The sequence below is a fragment of the Natrarchaeobaculum sulfurireducens genome, from assembly GCF_003430825.1.
GTDB classification, from domain to species: Archaea; Halobacteriota; Halobacteria; order Halobacteriales; family Natrialbaceae; genus Natrarchaeobaculum; species Natrarchaeobaculum sulfurireducens.
Genome location: NZ_CP024047.1, coordinates 59,391 through 76,539, shown reverse-complemented (window position 1 = coordinate 76,539; position 17,149 = coordinate 59,391). Strand labels below are relative to the sequence as shown.

Sequence of the window (17,149 nt, the reverse complement as noted above, 5' to 3'; positions counted from 1 at the left end):
CTTCGGAGGCGACCACCCACGCAGATGTCCGCACCTTTATCGGAAATGACGCCCCACTCCAGGCTATGACCGGGCCGGTCCCCGAACTCGCCGATCGCGCCGTTGCCTGTGCCAACCGTCTGCTCGAGGCCGACCGCGTGTTGCTCGCCTCACACATCGACGCCGACGGACTGACCAGCGCCGCGATCGCCGCCAGCGCGCTCGAGCGCGCGGGACTGCCCTTCGAGACGGTCTTCGAGAAACAACTCGACGAAGCCGCCATCGAGTCGATCGCCGCGACGGAGTACGAGACCGTCCTCTTTACCGACTTCGGGAGCGGCCAGCTCGACATCATCGGCGAGTGCGAGGACGCAGGCGCGTTCACGCCCGTAATCGCAGACCACCACCAGCCCGCCGAGCGCGACACGGAGTACCACCTGAATCCGCTGCTGTTCGGCATCAACGGGGCGTCGGAACTCTCCGGTGCCGGTGCGAGCTACGTCCTCGCGCGGGCGCTGGCCGATGTCTCGGGGCAGGCGGATGCAGATGACCCACCAGTTGCGACCGACGGCGGCACCGCGACGGCAGCGACCGGAACCGAGGCTCACGCGGACAACCGCGACCTCGCCGCACTGGCCATCGTCGGCGCCGTCGGGGACATGCAGGCCTCCGGTGGGGAACTCCACGGCGCGAACGCAGAGATCGTCGCCGAGGGCGTCGACGCCGGCGTCCTCGAGACCGGCACCGATCTCGCCATCTACGGGAAACAGACCCGCCCCCTGCCGAAACTGCTCGAGTACGCGACCGACGTCGGCATCCCCGGCATCTCGAACGACGAAGCCGGTGCTCTCCGCTTTCTCGAGGACCTCGACCTCGAACTCAAGCGTGACGGCGAGTGGCGCCGCTGGGCCGGACTGACCAACGAAGAGAAACAGGTCGTCGCCAGCGCGCTCGTCAAGCGAGCCGTCTCACGTGGCGTTCCCGCGGGAAAAATCGACCAGCTGGTCGGGACGAGCTACGTCCTGCGCACGGAACCCGTCGGCACCGAACTCCGCGACGCCAGCGAATTTTCGACGTTGCTCAACGCGACTGCGCGCTACGAACGGGCCGACGTCGGCCTTGCAGTCTGTCTCGGTGACCGAGGGGAGGCGCTCGAACGAGCCCGCTCGCTCTTGCGGAACCATCGGCGGAACCTCTCACAGGGAATCGACCTCGTCACCCAGGAAGGCGTCACCCACGAGGACCACATTCAGTGGTTTCACGCGGGCGATCGTATCCGCGAGACGATCGTCGGCATCGTCGCGGGGATGGCGATGGGCAACGCCGGTGTCAGCCGCTCGAAGCCGATCTTCGCCTTCGCCGAAAAGTCTGCCGAGGAGGCGAGCGGGTCCGGCGGCGACGCCGAGGTGAAAGTATCAGCACGTGGCACCCACAGCCTCGTTCGACGAGGACTCGACCTCTCGGTCGTGATGGGCGAGGCCTCTCGGGCCGTCGGCGGCGACGGCGGCGGTCACGACGTCGCTGCTGGCGCGACCGTTCCGAGCGGTGCCGAAGACGAGTTCGTCGTCCGTGCCGACGAGATCGTCGGTGAACAGCTCTCCTGAGACTGTCAGACAGGAGTCAGTGAAGAGGATTCGTCGGACGGACACGGCGAGTTCTCACACTGTCCGGCAGTATGAGACGTCGAACGGCTTACTGTCGGTCCATCGACGACGGCACCGTCGGAACCAGAGGCGCACGCGAGGTCAGCAGATACGTCGACTTGCGAACGGCCCCTTTGGCGTACTGGACCGTACTCTTGTGGACCGGGGTCCGCTTGCCTCGGATCTGGGTTCGTCCCTCGAGGATGGCATCGATGAGGTCGTCGCCGTCGATGTCGGTTTTGGTCGGGTTCTCGGCGTCCGGTGTCACCAGGATCTCGGTGTAGGCCTTCCCGACGTTCGGAAGGTAGTGCGCGTCGCTCGCGCCGATCTCCGGGTAACCGCGTCGGCGAGCGAACGTCCGAGCCCGGCGATTTCGGTAGCCGGTAAAGAGCATGGAGTTGTACGTCTCGATCGCGTCGGCGTCTTTGATGTAGCGTTTGCGGACGCCGTGGCGGCTGCGTTGGAACGGATGTGGGACGACCGCGATTCCGCCGAGTTCGCGGACTGTCTCGACGGTTTCTGTAAACGGCTGGCCGGGTTCGGGGCGTTCCTCGACGCCGACCGCGAGCAAGTGACCGTGGCGCGTCGACACCTCGACGCCTGGAATACCGACGAGGCCGTACTCGGGTGCGAGTTCGGCCGCACGGAGTGACTCACGGATCTCGTCGTGGTCGGTGATGACGACCCCATCGAGTTCGATATCTGCGGCGTGCTCTAGGATGAGCTCGATCGGTTCGTGGCCATCGTAGGAGTCATCAGAGTGGACGTGAAAGTCGATGCGAAAGGGAATCTGGGCGGTCATAGAACCTCGAGTGCCTCCCTTCGTTTCTTTCGACGACGGCATAAGCTCTCTGTTACCACCCAGCCTCACCTTCGGCCCGATCGGTCAGGTGTCGACGTCGGACTGTCAGCGTCGCTGGCCTCGTCAGGAGTCAGGAGTCTGGGGCCGGAGAACTGTCGGCTCAGCGCTCACGCTCGGAAAAGAGAGTGTGATTCGCCGTCCACGAAACTCTGGCCGCCAGCACGCGACGGTTCGGACTCGAGTTACGGGGCGGTCGTAAATCACATTGCACGATATAAAATGAGTGCGAGCGGCGGCAGGTCTCTATGGGGACGTCCGGCAGTCCGGGACGAAATCCGAGAACGAGACGTCCTCGAGAACGGCCAACACCTCGGCCGGGCCCGATAGAGTTCCAGCGTCGTGGATGTGCTGCATGCACTCGAGGAGCCCGTCTGCGGCAGCCCGTCGCGTCGACACACAACCGATCACGTCGGCGATCGACCGGTCGCCGAGGCGGTACCGACAGCGCAGTTCCCAGCAACAGTTCAGCCCGAGCGTCGGATGGCACTGGTTCGCCGCGGTTCGATCCGCGACGAGGTCGATCGGCGGCGCCCGATAACGGTAGCCGAACCGGCCGTCACAATGTGCTGTAAGCCCCCATCCCGGCGGGAGCGCTTCCCGCGGGATCGGTGGCTGTTCGGGAGACATGTACGTCGTCATTGACCGTCGAACGAGTGGACGTTCCGCTTGCATGCGCACGCTCCGCTACTACGAGTGCGCGAGATCTCGGTCCCGAGACCATCCACGTGTAATGGTTGCATACCGTCGTTCGTGTGCGTGTAGGCACCCCAAACTCGCCCGAACGTGCGTTCTGCAGTCGCTTGCGTGTGCGGAAGCAACACCGGACTCACCCCAAACAGATCGAACGCAGACCGATCGTCCGACTTTTGTCTCCGCTGGCCGTTCGATCGCGTATGGCCGACTTCGACCCCGAAAAGTTCGAGGACAAGTACGTCCACTACTTCCCCGAACTCCAGCAAGCGTACAAGAACGCGTTCAACCGCATGAACGATCAATACGACTCCGAGCTCGTCCACGCGATCGACCAGCAGGTGTTGAACGAGAGCGAACCGTTCTACGAGGGAGACGGGCAGTTCCGCATCGAACTACCCGACAACCCCTACGACAGGCTCACCGGCGTCCTCGTCGACGAAGAGCGGTTCGATACGGTGCTCGAGAAACACGTCGACGAGATCGAGGCAGAGCTCCAACGCGTATTCAACGTCCAGTAATCGACGACAGCGTGAAGCCGACACCGGCGATGACCCAGACGGAGCCCCGCATGAGGACCGACCGTGAGTGACGGAAGGTTTAGGGGCTCGGAACCCCAACAAACGTCCATGAGCACCGAAACTCAGGACGGGGACGACTTAGAGGAGCGAGTGACGAACTTCCTCCGCCGAAACTTCCCACAGATCCAGATGCACGGCGGCAGCGCAGCGATCCAGGACATCGACCGCGAGAACGGCGAGGTCACGATCGCACTCGGCGGCGCCTGCAGTGGCTGTGGTATCTCCCCGATGACGATCCAGGCGATCAAAAGCCGGATGGTCAAAGAGATCCCCGAGATCGAAAAGGTCAACGCCCACACCGGTATGGGTGGCGGTGGCGGAGGAGGCGGCGGCATGAGCCCGTCGTTCCCCGGTGAAACCGTAGACGACGGCGAAGAAGACGAAGGTCCCGAAGCCCCGTTCTAGATCGTCTCGTCGTTCGACTCACGAGTCCCGTTTTCGTTCGCCGGTTTCGATCGGAGCTACTGCACCCCATACCGGCCACTCTCGAGTCCGCTCGAGCGATAACACCCGTTCAGAGAAGACGGAACGTTTCCTTCTCACCAAACCGTCGGTTGTGACCTGAGGCCCTCGCTCGAGGGAAGCCTGGACGCCTCGTTTCGACCAACGAGCAACGGCGCATTTCCCGATCGTCGACGATTCTATATATCGTTATTTGGTTTATCACTGGCAGAACGAGTGTAAAACTCGTCGAGAGAGGCCGACGCCGGTCACGAAGAATCGAAACCAGCATTCGAAGCGAGTGGATAACGCACTTCAAGAAACTAGCAGACAGCGGCCGAAGAGCCCTGATTCCACCATCGAAACGGGGCGAGTCCAGTGTGTGTGAAACTCGAGGGAGAGGTGAGCCGTGAGTAGACGGTTATCGCAAAGAGACGATTGAGAGCCAGAGACAGGTGGCGACTACCGGTGACCGATACCGCGTTCCCACGATCGGATCAGTGCGGTAAGCGCCCGGTTCGTCGGGGCCGCACAGTCGTGATCCGCTGCTCGGTCGACGACGTAGCCGTTGATCGCGTCGATTTCGGTTCGACGGTCGGCAAGGACATCCTGGCGCATCGAGGAGGTGTTCGCGGCGGTAGCAGTCGCGACGCGTTCCATCGCCGAGATCGCCTCCTGGTCGGAGAGTTCGACACCGCAGGCTCGAGCGACGCCTGCGGTCTCGCGTGCGGCTGACCGGGCAAGGTCGGTCGTCGGCGGCTCGAGTACAGCCCCGTTGTCGACGTTTGCCAGCGCCGTCACCGGGTTGATCGCCGCGTTGACGGCGAGTTTCTTCCACAGTCGTCGGGGCATGTCGGCGGCGACGGTCGTCTCGAGGCCGGCCGTGTCGAACGCGTCGCCCACCCGGTCGGCGAGCGAAGATCGGCCGCCAGTTCGCGATCCGAGGACGACCTCGCCCAGGCCCGTACACTCGACGACGCCGGGGTTCCGAAGCACCGCTCCGTAGGTTGCCGTCCCAGCGAGAACTGGCGACTCGAGATGGCTGGCAAGCGTCTCCTCGTTACCCATGCCGTTCTGGAGTGAGAGCACGGCGTCGAACGACCCCGTTGCGAGCGTCTCTGCCGCAGCCTTGCTGTCAGCGGCTTTCACCGCGACGATCGCGAGATCCGCAGCGAGTCCCTGACCGTCGGTCGTCGCGCTGGGCGAGACACAGAAATCAGTCACACCGGTCACGGTGAGACCATCATCCCGGACTGCCTCGGCGTGGGCCGAACGCGCAACGAGCGTCACGTCGTGTTCGCGCGCGAGGACGCCGCCGACGAGGCTCCCGAGGCTTCCGGCACCGAAGACGACGATCTCCATCGTTGTACCTCACGTGGGCAGGGCGCGAGGAAAACCGTTTTCGTCGCCGGTCAGTCCTCGGTCCAGTATAGTAGGCATTGAAAGTCATTGCACTCTCGCTCGCGATTCAGCGGCCAGCACAGCGGATGTTGGCCGCCCGAGTGCGAACGATGAGTAAATCGTTTCAACGACTACTATAGTAGCGGTTCTCTCGTTTGGCCCCAGACGACGGACGTGCCTCCAGCAGTTCCTGGTTAGGTCGCCCATCTCGCCACGCTCGAGACACTGCCATATCAGGTGGGCCTCACCGAACTCGTAGCCAGAGCGGACGTACTCGACGTTCATCCCCTCGAGGCCGGCTCTAAGGGTGACGTGGAAGCCGTTTTTGTCGACCCCCGAATCTGATCGATCTGCGTGCCGTGTTCAGTGTACACTTCGGTCCCGAACCCGAGCTGTGGATGTTCGTCTTCGATGACCATGCTCGAGTCCACCAGTCGAAGAGAAATAAGGGGAAACACGGATTAGCGAGTCTGACAGTGCTGTTTTCAGAATGGGCGAGGTTCAGGCTTCGGCGGGTTATAAATTATATAATGCTATACAAATTTTGTCGGGCCCATCCGAGACGCTGGTAGCGTGGCCCCTCGCTACTGTGAACGGACAGACGACGTCAGGAAAAGAACGGATACGACAACAAGAGACGGGCAGGACCCCCAAGCCGTTCGATGCACGGTGACGAGCGAGCTGGGAAGGCGACCGAGACGAGCAAATCAGCGCCGACGGGGGTGTGGGAAACCCCAGCTCCCGAAATCACATGAAGTCCTCGATACCGGACTGTTTGTTTTTGTCGTTCTCGAAGATGCTCTCGAGCGCTCGCTCTAACACCTCTAACCGCTGTTTCGTGTAGTCGCGGCAGTTGTACTCCTCGGCGACGTTGATCGCCGTCTGCATGTACTTGTTCACCGAGCCCTTGTGAACAGTGAGGTTGACCCGACCACCACACTCCCGGCAGTCGCCGGTCAGGGGCATCCGCCGGAACTTTTCGCCGCAGTCGAGACACCGAGTCTCCTGTCGTGAAAAGGCCCGCAAGTTGCCGATCAGGTCCGGCAAAAAGTGATACTCGATGACTCGCTCTGCGACGTCGGTCTCGTCGACCGACTCGAGTTTCCGCGAGAGTTCTAGTTGGGCGTCCATCTTGTCCATCATCGACCCCAGCGTCTTGTACGCCGACAGGTCCGGCCCCATCGCGATGTCGGTCGTGTCGTGGGTGTGAGCAAAGCCGGTGTACTCGAGGTCGGTCCCCAGGGTCTCCTCGGCGATTTTCACGTCGACCTCACCGGGGTCTGCCTGCTCTAAGGTCGCGAGGTAGAACTCGCGTGGGTACTCCGAGACGATATCCATGTTGTGAGCCTCGTCGTCGATCTCGGAGGGGTCGATCCGGGAGGACATGACAAGCGGCGCATCCATTCGACCACCCCGTTTGTCGGGGAGAAAACTCCGACTGAAATTGAGAAGTCCATCCATAAGGAGCATTACGCAGTCTTCGTCACCGTCGCAATTTCTTCGTTTCGCGGCATGAAAGTACGGATGAGCGTATCCGACCGCCGCACTCGTAAATCCGATCACCCTTCCGACAGTTGCTGCACTCGTGTGTGGAGCCATCCCGAAGACCAGCTCACCCACGAGGTCCTGGCGATCCTCGAGTTCGTAGAACGGCTCGAGGCCGTAGTACTGCTCGAGGAGGTCGTCGATGAAGTCGGCCGTCTGCATCATGTGCTCGGCTGCGCCATCCGAGAGGACGATGTCCTGGACGTTGAGTTCGACGAGCTGGTCTTCGTGTCTAAGTGGATCGCCGTGGACGTCCGTCTCGTAGCCCAGCGCCTGAAGCTGGCCGACGTCGACGTCGAGTTCGCTCGCTCGGACCGCCGTGACGGGGAGGTCGGTCATGTCGTAGCGGACGGTGCCGTCTTTGAACGCCGAAACGTCGTGTTTCGCACGTAAGACGCCCTTCTCGATCGGTTCAGGGATCTTGGTCGTTGAAGTCAGCCCCTTAACACCTTTCAGAATTTCGAAGGCGTTCTCACGTTCGCCGACCGACTCGAGGGCGCTTCGGAACTCGTCGTTGATGTCGACTTCGCGGAACTCGACGCAGGTCGCGTCGACCTCACAGCGGCCACACTCGACGCGACCGGCCTCGTCGGGTTCGACCTGCTGGTCGCAGTCGGGACAGCGGTAGTCGGGCGTCGTCCGCTCGCCGCAGTCGGGACAACGGTTCTTGAACGTCTCCGTCTCGCAGTGCTCACAGCGCTGGCGGCCGATCTGGAGTTCGACGACACCCGGCGTATCGCGCATCGTCTCGGCGTGTTTGGCCGCGTCGGCGACGTTTCGCTGTGCGCCGCCGGCCTCGCCGATGGGAAAGAGCGTGTGAACCGGCGGGCTCAGGTCACGACGTTCGGACTTCTCCGGGCGGCCCATTCGGTTGCCGATCCGGGTCGGCGCACGCTCGCGGATCTCGAACGGGGCGACCTCGTTGACCGCCTCGACGGCGTTGTTCCCCGTCTTTTCACCCCACATGCGGGCACGCTCGGAGAGGTCGTCGTCGGTCCAGGTGCGCTCGAGTTCGACCGTCGTGGTCTCCCGGTCGGCTGACTCGAGGGCGGCCCCGTCGGTCGCCGTCTGCCGGATCGCACACCCCAGCGAGCGGACGAACGGCTTCCAGTCGTCGAGCTCGATCCGGGCTGCGGACTCGCGCTGGCGGTGTTCGATCACGATCGTCTCGAGTGCGTCGCAGGTGGCCTCGTCGTAGGGGAGAACGAGGACGTCCCCGTCGTCCGTCGTCTCGACACGGCCATCGGTGACGGCGTCGGCGAGAGCACAGAACGCTTCGACTGAGAGGTCGTGCCAGAGGTAGGTGTAGGCGGGGTGAAGCGGCGCGTCGTAGGCCGTGGCCCACTCGAGGGCTCGGTCGGCGCGGGGATGCTCGAGGTCGATCCGAGGATCGTCCTGCAGCGCCTGGACGTCCGCACCGGCGGCCTCGAGATCCTGAATCCACCACTCGGGGGTATAGGATGCGGGCGCGAGCGAGTGGTTGTTTTCGACGAACTCGCCGTAGTTGACGAGGTACTCACCGAGGTCGAGGATCTTCTCGACGCCGTTTCGGATCTCGAGGGCCGCTTTGGGGTCGTCGACCTGTCGGACGTCGCCGTTAGCGAGTTTGACGGTCGGTCCCTCGATGGAGTCGACGGGGACGACCCCGGCGGCCTTCCCGGGCCGTTCGGTCTTGATCTGGGTTCCAGTAGCGAGAAAGTCGTCGACGAGGTGCATCGCGGCGGGGTGGACGCCAGCGGTCGCGAACCCGTGATTTCGTGCACGGCCGTAGCGGAGTCGGAATCCGCCTTCAGCACACGGGTGACCGAAAACCGGCCGACCGGCGATCAGGTCTCGGAGGAACTTCGTCGACGCCTCGACACGTGGTGGTCCGTCGGTACTGTCATCGCTACCGTCGCCCGCCTCCGTATCGCCCTCGTTGGCATCATCCCCGTCGGCATCGCCCTCATCGTCCTCGTCGGCATCATCAGTTCCGTCGGCTTCCGCCTCGGCTCCGGCGTCGTCGTCGTAGGTGCCGTCGATCAGGTCCTGAAGCCAGGGCCAGTCGATCTCATCGAGTTGTGAGGTATAGCGCTGGATCTTCGGAGCCTTGAGTGCGATCCCTTCGGCCATGACGAGACACATCCCACCGCGGGCGCTGTTGGTGTCGACGCGCTCTAAGTCCCGAAAGCCCGAGACTTCCTCGTCGCCGGTCGCCTCCCCATCCAGCATGATCGGGAGGTGTTTGGCGATGAATTTGGTTTCCGTATCCTTCGGCGTGTACTGTAAGCCGGTTTCCTTGTCGTAGAGGGCGACTTCTTCGGCGTAGCGTTCGATCTCCTCCGTTCGAGCCTCGTACTGCGCCATGCCCACGAGCGCGCGGGTATAATCAGCGACGAGGACCGATAGCGCCTGGGCGGTCCCACCCGCAGAACGGATCGGCCCGGCATAGTAGACGTTGACGAACTCGGAGCCGTCGTCGTTAGTGAGAATCTCGACCTTGTCGATCCCTTCGATCGGCGCGGCGACGACCCCTTCCGTGAGTAACGCGACCGCCGTCCGAACGGCTCCCTCGACTTTCCCGGCTTTCGTCTCGTAGTCGCCAACCCGGCCCTCCGCGAAGTCTTCAGCGAGAACGAGGGCGGCTTCCTCACGAGACATCTCGCCTTCGAGTTCCCGGACCCGTTCGGCGACGCCCTCGATGCCCAGAATGTTCTCGACCCGGTCGGCCATGTCCTTTGCGACCGGGATCTCGACTTCGGGTTCGGGATCACCACCGCGTGCTTTCGCTTCCTCGGCGACGTCGAACGCCTCCTCGAGTTGCGATTCGAGCCGCTCGAAGTACCGTTCGTCTGCCTCGCGCATTTCAGAGCCAGAGGTCGAGTTCGGTCGTCTCGTCGTAGGCGCGCTCGAGTGGCTCCTCGAAGACGCGCATGTGCACTTCGCCCGCCCAGACGGTCGCCTCGTTCAGGTGGCCGGCGTAGGTGGTACCGTCGGGATCGGAGAGCACCGCGTGCGTGTGTGCGAATCGATTACCATCGAGTAGGGAAACGTTACCGACACAGCTTGCGACCTCGAGCGGTTCGTCGAACTCGATGGGGAAGTACTCACGCTCGTCCTGGTCGTAAAACCACAGTTCAGCGTCCTGGACCGCCCCAAGCGCAGTGAACCAGGCGGCGTCGGCGTCGACGTCGTCGGCGAGCGTCTCGATCTCGGTACGCCACTCGGCCCCGGTCTCGAGACGAGCGACGTACTCGCTCGTGGTTTCGACGGCTCGATAGTTCATGCAGGCACGTGTGCGCTCCCGGAAGAAAAAGGCCACCGATACGACCGGTCGATGACGAGTATGCAGCCTCGAACCAAACCGCCTTTTCGTTGAAACCCGTTTGAAAAACGTACAAAGCAGTGCACAGATTTTGACAGTGGTGAATACATATTACGTTCGGATTGTTATTTTCACCGAAATAGCTCCGACTTTTGTCGATACCTGAGAAGAAGACCAAAACAAATAAGGGTTGGCCCCTCGGGAGCATAGATATCATGCGATTTGATGACAACGAGGTATCTCGACGGTGGCTACTCGCCACGGGAGCCTCGGTCTCCGCGGTAGCAGTTGCAGGGTGTATCGGTGGGAACGGCAACGGGGAGGACGCTAGCGGTGAAATTCTCGACCCAGAGGAGTACGATTACGACAGAGAAGAACCCGACGACGAAGACGCAGCGCGCGAGAGCACGCTGGTATATACCCAGGAACTCGAGCGTGACGAGGACTTCGATACGGTCGTCTCGAACGACGCCTACAGTGTCCAGGTGGCGAACCTCATCTTCGACAGCCTCTATGAATTCGACTACGAGTACGAACTCCAGCCGAAAGTCGCCGTCGACTTCCCGGAGGTCGAACGGGACGACACCCGGTATCTCTACGAGATTCACGAGGGGATCGAGTTCCACAACGGCGACGAACTCACCGCCTCGGACGTTGCCCATTCGTTCACCGCTCCCGTCGAAGAAGAGACGCCGAACATCTCGACGTACGACATGATCGACGAGATCGAGGTCATCGACGACTACCAGTTGCAAGTCGACCTCGAGCACCCGTACGGTCCGTGGGAGATGTTCAACCAGGGCGTCAGCATCGTTCCGGAAGACGTCCGGACCGACGACCCTGAGGCGTTTAACGAAGACCCGATCGGCTCCGGTCCGTTCGAGTTCGTTGACTTCGAGTACGGCGAGTACGTCGAACTCGAGCGATTCGACGACTACTGGGACGAGCCACAGCCGTACGTACAGCACATCCGTTTCGAGGACAACGTCGACGATGCAAGCCGCGTCAGCGAGATTCTGGCTGGCGATACGGACGCAATCGGTGACGTCCCGAACGACGACTGGGAGACGCTCGAGGACGAAGAGGACATCCGCGTCCACATCGCCGAGAGTCCGTCAGTCGCGTACATCTACTTCAACTGCAACGAGGGAGCAGGAACGGCCGACCCGAACGTCCGCCGTGCGATCGCACACGCCTTCTCGGCGACCGACTACGTCGAGACGTACCTGAACAACGCCGCGATGCCGCTGGTCACGCCGACCTCCCGCATCACGAACGAGCTGTGGGACTTCCCGCTCGACGAGTGGGAGGAGCTCTACCCCGATTACGATCCAGACCTCGCCCAGGAGCTGCTCGACGAACACGCACCCGACGACTGGAATCCGACGTTCCTAGCACCGGACGACGAGCGGGCGACGCTGGCCGAACGCGTCGCGACCCGCCTCGACGAGATCGGCTACGACATGCAGGTTCAGACGATGGACTTCGGGGCGATGCTCGATCAGACGATCTACAGCGACGGTGATCCGGACGACTACGAGGCCTACATCGTCGGGTGGACCGGTGGTCCAGACCCCGACCAGTATCTCTACCCCAACTTCCACGAGAGCCAGGAGTCGGTCAACCAGGGCCACTTCTACGAGGGGAGTGACGACTTCCACGATAACATCCTCGAAGCGCGGGAATCTGCCGATCACGACGAACGCGAGGCGCTCTACACCGACGTGATCGAAGAGATTCTCGAGGAACTCCCCGCCCTGCCGGTGTTTACGGAACACAACTCGATGGCGACGGGAGAACACATCAAAGACGTTCACGTCCACCCACAGATGCAGTACAACCCGAACCTCGTTCACGACGGGGCGAACGTCTGGGTCGACGACGAATAACTGAACAGCCTACTGGTCGATCGCGAACCGATCGACCGGATGAAAACAGATAGGTGTTCGTTTGCGAAAAAAGAGATAAGATATACATATGGGACTCCTCCGATACACGTTGTACCGATTTCTGCAGTCGATTCCAGTACTGATCGGAATCACGATCATTACGTTTCTCCTCGCAAATTTGGCCCCTGGCGATCCCGTTCGATTGATGCTCGCGGGACAGGAGGTCGACGAGGAGTTGATCGAGACGATCGAACAGCGGTATGGGCTCGATCGGCCCCTTCACGAACGGTACGTGACATACATGGCCGGGTTGGTACAGGGGGACTTCGGCCACAGTATCCATCGGAATCGGCCGGTCACCGAGTTGATGCTCAATCGTGTCGGCCCGACGCTCTTGCTCGTGCTCTCAGCGTACGCGTTCGCGCTCGTGACGGCGATTCCACTCGGAATCCTCGCGGCGACACGGCGGAACGAGCCGACCGACCACATCTCGCGGATCGTCGCGCTCATCGGCGTCAGCACCCCGTCGTTCTGGATTGGCATCATGCTGATCCTCGTTTTCGCCGTCCAGCTCGGGTGGCTCCCGTCGACCGGGCTGGTCTATCCGTGGCGTGGACCGGACGGTTACGACTGGATAGAGACGTGGCCGGAACTGATCTATCAAACGATCAGGCACCTCCTGTTACCGATGGTCGCCCTTGGGACCTTACAGATGGCGACGTTGATGCGCGTCGAGCGAACGCAGATGATCGAGTCACTGCAGGGAGAGTACGTCAAACTGGCTCGCGCGTACGGGGTTCCCGAGCGGACGATCCTCCGCAAACACGCCTTCCAGGTCGCACAACTTCCAATCATTACGATCGTGGGCCTCAACCTGTCGACCGCCCTCGGTGGTGCTGTCCTCATCGAGACGGTCTTCAACATCAACGGGATGGGGCGGCTGTTCATCGAAGCGATCCAACAACTCGACTATCAGCTCATCATGGGGATTACGATCGTGATCGCGACGATGTTCGTCATCGGTGTGATCATCACCGATATCGCGTACGCGTACATCGACCCCCGCGTCACGTACGGAGAGGGTGAGTAATCATGGCAATTGGCGAATCTCAGATGGACGACGGTGGATCGGGCGACGATATCGAGGTCAAACGCGGCTGGCGTCACACGGTCAGGAAAGTCAAAGAAGACACCACCGCCCGGTGGGGACTGTACATCGTGGCGATCGTGCTCGCGATCTCCGCGTACACGATGATCGACAGCAACCTCTCCCGGCTCACGCTCGGCGCGATGTCGGATTTCACGTTCGCCGAGGCGCTGCCGATCTTCGAACACCCCGAGCGAATTCCAGGCCCGGGTGAGGGTGAGGGACACCTGCCACCAGCGTTCCACGCCGACGGCTCGATGGCACATCCGCTCGGAACGGACCCTGACGGTCGGGATTACTTCACCCGAATCGTCTACGGAGCGCAGGTCTCGGTGAGTGTCGGCATCGTCTCGACGCTCATCGGTTTCGTCGGCGGAACCCTCGTGGGTGCCGTCGCCGGCTTCTACGGCGGTAAGGTCGACGACGTCCTCATGCGCATCGTCGAGACGGTCTATGCGATTCCGCCGCTGATCCTCATCATCATCTTTACGGTGTTCATAACCGGCGGAAACCCGGATATCATGTACGCAGTCGTCGGCGTCGGGATCACGTTCATCCCGGTGTTCGCACGGATCATCCGGAGTGAAGTCCTCTCGATCCGCGAGATGGACTACATCGAAGCCGCGAGAGCGTCCGGTGTGAAAAACAGGGAGATCATCCTCAGACACGTGATCCCGAACAGTTTCGCCCCTGTACTCGTCTACGCTACCTTGCAGATCGGCGTGACGATTCTCATCGTCGCGGGGCTTTCGTTCCTTGGGTACGGCGCCCAGCCACCAACGCCGGACTGGGGCCAGATGCTCAACGTCTCTCACGGCTACATGCATGCGAACGTCTGGCTCTCGATCTGGCCCGGAATCGCCATCTTGATCACCATCATGGGCTTCAACCTCTTCGGTGACGGCCTGCAAGACGCCCTCGATCCACGACTCAACGAATAACGATGTCCGAACCACTCCTCCGCGTCGAGAACTTGAAGACACAGTTTTTCACTGAAGCGGGTACCGTTCGCGCCGTCGACGGCATCTCCTTTACGGTCGAAAAAGGAGAGATCGTCGGCCTCGTCGGCGAGAGCGGCGCCGGCAAGAGCGTCGCCTCGATGAGTCTGTTACGACTCGTCGAGGACCCCGGCGAGATCGTCGCCGGCGAAATCACCTACAAGGGCGAAACCATCTTCGCTGTCGAAGAGGGTCCCGACGGCGAACTCCGCGAGCGAGACGACGTACTCTCTGAAGAAGAGATTCGCCGACAGATCCGGGGCAACGAAATCGCCGTCATCTTCCAGGACCCCATGGAATCGCTCAACCCCGTCTTTACGGTCGGCGGCCAGTTGCGCGAGTTCATCGAACTCAACCGTGACCTCTCGAAAGACGAAGCCCGCGAGGAAGCGATCGACATGCTCCGGGAAGTCGGCATCCCAGATCCCGAACAACGCTACGATGAGTACCCCCACGAGTTCTCCGGCGGGATGCGCCAGCGCGTGCTCATCGCGATGGCGCTGGCCTGCGAGCCGAGTCTCATCATCGCCGACGAGCCGACGACCGCCCTCGACGTCACCGTCGAAGGACAGATCATCGAGCTGGTGCGTGACCTCCAAGAGAAGTACGGAACGAGTTTCATCTGGGTCACCCACGATATGGGCGTCGTCGCCGAGATCTGTGATCGCGTAAACGTCATGTACCTCGGAGAGATCGTCGAGCAAGCGCCGGTTGACGAGCTGTTCTACGACACCAAACACCCCTACACGCAAGCACTGTTGAACTCGATGCCCCGTCCCGACCAGACGGCTGAAGAACTCGAGCCGATCGAGGGGATGATGCCAGAGGCGATCTCTCCACCAGCAGGCTGTCGATTCCACCCGCGCTGTCCAGACGCACGGGAGGTCTGCCAGCGCGTCCACCCGGACGCCAGGACCGTCGGCCAGGCCGGCGACTACCCCCACCGGGCGGCCTGTGTCATCCACGACACCTTCGACGTCGGCTACGACGAGAGCGTCCCGCTCGAGACAGCGCCACAAGCGGGAACACCGTCTCCGGACGATGCAGGCAGCGGGGATGTCCCTGAGATCCGGGAAGATGGAGGTGATACCCATGAGTGAAGGCGAACAACTCGGCGCTGAAACGACGAGTACCGAGTCCGTTCGAGCCGAAACGCTCCTCGAGGTTGACGGGCTGAAAAAGTATTTCACGCAGGACTCCGGGCTCTTTGCCGGTGTCTCGATCGACACTGACGAGTTCCCACCGGTCAGCCTCGGTCAGGACTACGTGAAGGCCGTCGATGGCGTGAACTTCGAGATCCGCCGCGGCGAGACGCTGGGGCTAGTCGGCGAGTCAGGCTGTGGAAAGAGTACGCTCGGGCGAACGATCCTGCGGTTGCTCGAGCCGACTGATGGGAGCATCTACTTCAAAGGAGAGGACCTGGCGACGCTGTCCGGAGAGAGTCTGCGAAAGAAGCGTTCGGAGATTCAGATGATCTTCCAGGACCCCCAGTCCTCGCTCGACCCGCGGATGACTATCGGCCAGATCGTCGAAGAGCCGATGCGAGCGCACGACATGCTCGACCGCGAGGGACGAGAAGCGCGAGCGAAGATGCTTCTCGAGAAGGTCGGACTCGACCCACACCACTACAACCGCCATCCGCACGCGTTTTCGGGTGGACAGCGCCAGCGGGTCAACCTCGCGCGGGCACTGTCGGTCGAGCCGGACTTCGTCGTCTGTGACGAGCCAGTGAGTGCGCTCGACGTCTCCGTGCAGGCGCAGGTGTTGAACGTGATGGAAGACCTCCAAGAGGAGTTCGGTCTCACCTACCTCTTTATCGCCCACGACCTCTCTGTCATCCGCCACATTTCCGACCGCGTGGCGGTCATGTACCTCGGGAACGTCGTCGAACTCGCCGACAAAGAAGAGCTATTCGAGAACCCACAACATCCCTACACGAAAGCGTTACTCGAGTCGATTCCGGTCCCTGATCCACGCGATCGGGGCGCTCGTGGGGTGCTCGAGGGGGAGGTACCGAGTCCCGTCGATCCGCCATCTGGCTGTCGGTTCCGGACGCGATGTCCCGACCTTATCGCCCCTGACGCGTACGAACTGGGTGGTGAAGAGTGGAGCCATACGCGGGCGTTCATGCGAGCCGTCAAGCGACGAACGTTCGAGGCGATGACTGCTGCCGAAATCCGTGAGGAGTTCTTCGGCGGCGATCTGCCCCACGGCGAGGCGGGCAAGATCGTCGAGGAAGCGATCGATCACCTCGCGACGGACCGCAACGGCGACGATGCGGACGACGAGGAGAGTCGCTGGGACGAAGCGACCGACCTCCTGCTCGAGTCGTTTGCCGAACAGAGCATCTGCGCTCACGAGCGACCAGAATACGAGATCGAACCGGTCTACGGCACCGAGCGACACTACGCGGCCTGTCACCTGTACCGGTAACTCTACTCTCATCGCTGCCGTTTTCGTCCGATAGACCCACCGGCCGAATGCTGGCTTCACCCACCTTGCCGAACGAAGACTGCAGTCGACGGTCACGGCTTCGATCGAGGTCCAACCAGGTGCGTGAGTGTTCGCTCGAGCGCACGCCAGCGGCGCTCACAGCGATCGCGAATGCGTTTTGCTAGCTCAGGGATATATTACCCAACAAAAATAGTCATCGGAAAAGTGTTTACGAA

At 61.8% G+C, this 17,149-nt stretch carries 14 protein-coding genes; 8 read left to right on the top strand and 6 right to left on the bottom strand.

Annotated elements, in window-relative coordinates; genetic code table 11:
* Window positions 1–65: 65 nt before the first annotated feature.
* A complete protein-coding gene (locus AArc1_RS01505) occupies window positions 66–1,583 on the top strand; it encodes a DHH family phosphoesterase (RefSeq protein WP_117365720.1) in 1,518 nt (505 codons plus the stop codon).
* 88 nt (window positions 1,584–1,671) lie between these two features.
* Here AArc1_RS01505 and AArc1_RS01500 read toward each other — a convergent pair whose 3' ends face one another.
* Complete coding sequence (locus tag AArc1_RS01500) at window positions 1,672–2,424, bottom strand: PHP-associated domain-containing protein (RefSeq protein ID WP_117362602.1); 753 nt, start codon at window positions 2,422–2,424, stop codon at window positions 1,672–1,674.
* A gap of 303 nt (window positions 2,425–2,727) precedes the next feature.
* A complete protein-coding gene (locus AArc1_RS01495; RefSeq protein ID WP_117365719.1) occupies window positions 2,728–3,111 on the bottom strand; it encodes a hypothetical protein in 384 nt (127 codons plus the stop codon).
* A 266-nt stretch (window positions 3,112–3,377) separates the two neighbouring features.
* On the opposite strand from AArc1_RS01495, the gene AArc1_RS01490 reads away from it, so the two are divergent.
* Complete coding sequence (locus tag AArc1_RS01490; RefSeq protein WP_117362601.1) at window positions 3,378–3,695, top strand: DUF5783 family protein; 318 nt, start codon at window positions 3,378–3,380, stop codon at window positions 3,693–3,695.
* A gap of 108 nt (window positions 3,696–3,803) precedes the next feature.
* A complete protein-coding gene (locus AArc1_RS01485; protein ID WP_117362600.1) occupies window positions 3,804–4,160 on the top strand; it encodes a NifU family protein in 357 nt (118 codons plus the stop codon).
* 498 nt (window positions 4,161–4,658) lie between these two features.
* Here AArc1_RS01485 and AArc1_RS01480 read toward each other — a convergent pair whose 3' ends face one another.
* From AArc1_RS01480 to AArc1_RS01465, 4 genes are all read right to left on the bottom strand, one after another.
* Window positions 4,659–5,558, bottom strand: a complete 900-nt coding sequence (locus tag AArc1_RS01480; protein WP_117362599.1) for a ketopantoate reductase family protein — start codon at window positions 5,556–5,558, stop codon at window positions 4,659–4,661.
* A gap of 84 nt (window positions 5,559–5,642) precedes the next feature.
* A complete protein-coding gene (locus AArc1_RS19740) occupies window positions 5,643–5,882 on the bottom strand; it encodes a hypothetical protein (RefSeq protein ID WP_449289243.1) in 240 nt (79 codons plus the stop codon).
* A gap of 462 nt (window positions 5,883–6,344) precedes the next feature.
* Window positions 6,345–9,986, bottom strand: a complete 3,642-nt coding sequence (locus tag AArc1_RS01470; protein ID WP_117362598.1) for a DNA polymerase II large subunit — start codon at window positions 9,984–9,986, stop codon at window positions 6,345–6,347.
* A gap of 1 nt (window position 9,987) precedes the next feature.
* On the bottom strand, window positions 9,988–10,407 hold the full coding sequence (locus AArc1_RS01465) for a PPC domain-containing DNA-binding protein (protein WP_117362597.1): 420 nt from the start codon (window positions 10,405–10,407) through the stop codon (window positions 9,988–9,990).
* Between the two features lie 254 nt (window positions 10,408–10,661).
* Here AArc1_RS01465 and AArc1_RS01460 point away from each other — a divergent pair, with 254 nt between their 5' ends.
* From AArc1_RS01460 to AArc1_RS01440, 5 genes are all read left to right on the top strand, one after another.
* Window positions 10,662–12,335 (top strand): ABC transporter substrate-binding protein, encoded by a 1,674-nt coding sequence (locus tag AArc1_RS01460; RefSeq protein ID WP_117362596.1) that lies wholly within the window; start codon window positions 10,662–10,664, stop codon window positions 12,333–12,335.
* A gap of 88 nt (window positions 12,336–12,423) precedes the next feature.
* Window positions 12,424–13,425 (top strand): ABC transporter permease, encoded by a 1,002-nt coding sequence (locus tag AArc1_RS01455; protein ID WP_117362595.1) that lies wholly within the window; start codon window positions 12,424–12,426, stop codon window positions 13,423–13,425.
* 2 nt (window positions 13,426–13,427) lie between these two features.
* Entirely contained in the window at window positions 13,428–14,423 is a 996-nt protein-coding gene (locus AArc1_RS01450) for an ABC transporter permease (RefSeq protein ID WP_117362594.1), read from the top strand.
* A 2-nt stretch (window positions 14,424–14,425) separates the two neighbouring features.
* Complete coding sequence (locus AArc1_RS01445; protein ID WP_117362593.1) at window positions 14,426–15,580, top strand: ABC transporter ATP-binding protein; 1,155 nt, start codon at window positions 14,426–14,428, stop codon at window positions 15,578–15,580.
* Window positions 15,573–16,913, top strand: coding sequence for an ABC transporter ATP-binding protein (locus tag AArc1_RS01440; RefSeq protein WP_154670842.1), 1,341 nt, complete (start codon window positions 15,573–15,575; stop codon window positions 16,911–16,913). Before AArc1_RS01445 ends, AArc1_RS01440 begins: the two co-directional genes overlap by 8 nt.
* Window positions 16,914–17,149 lie beyond the last annotated feature (236 nt).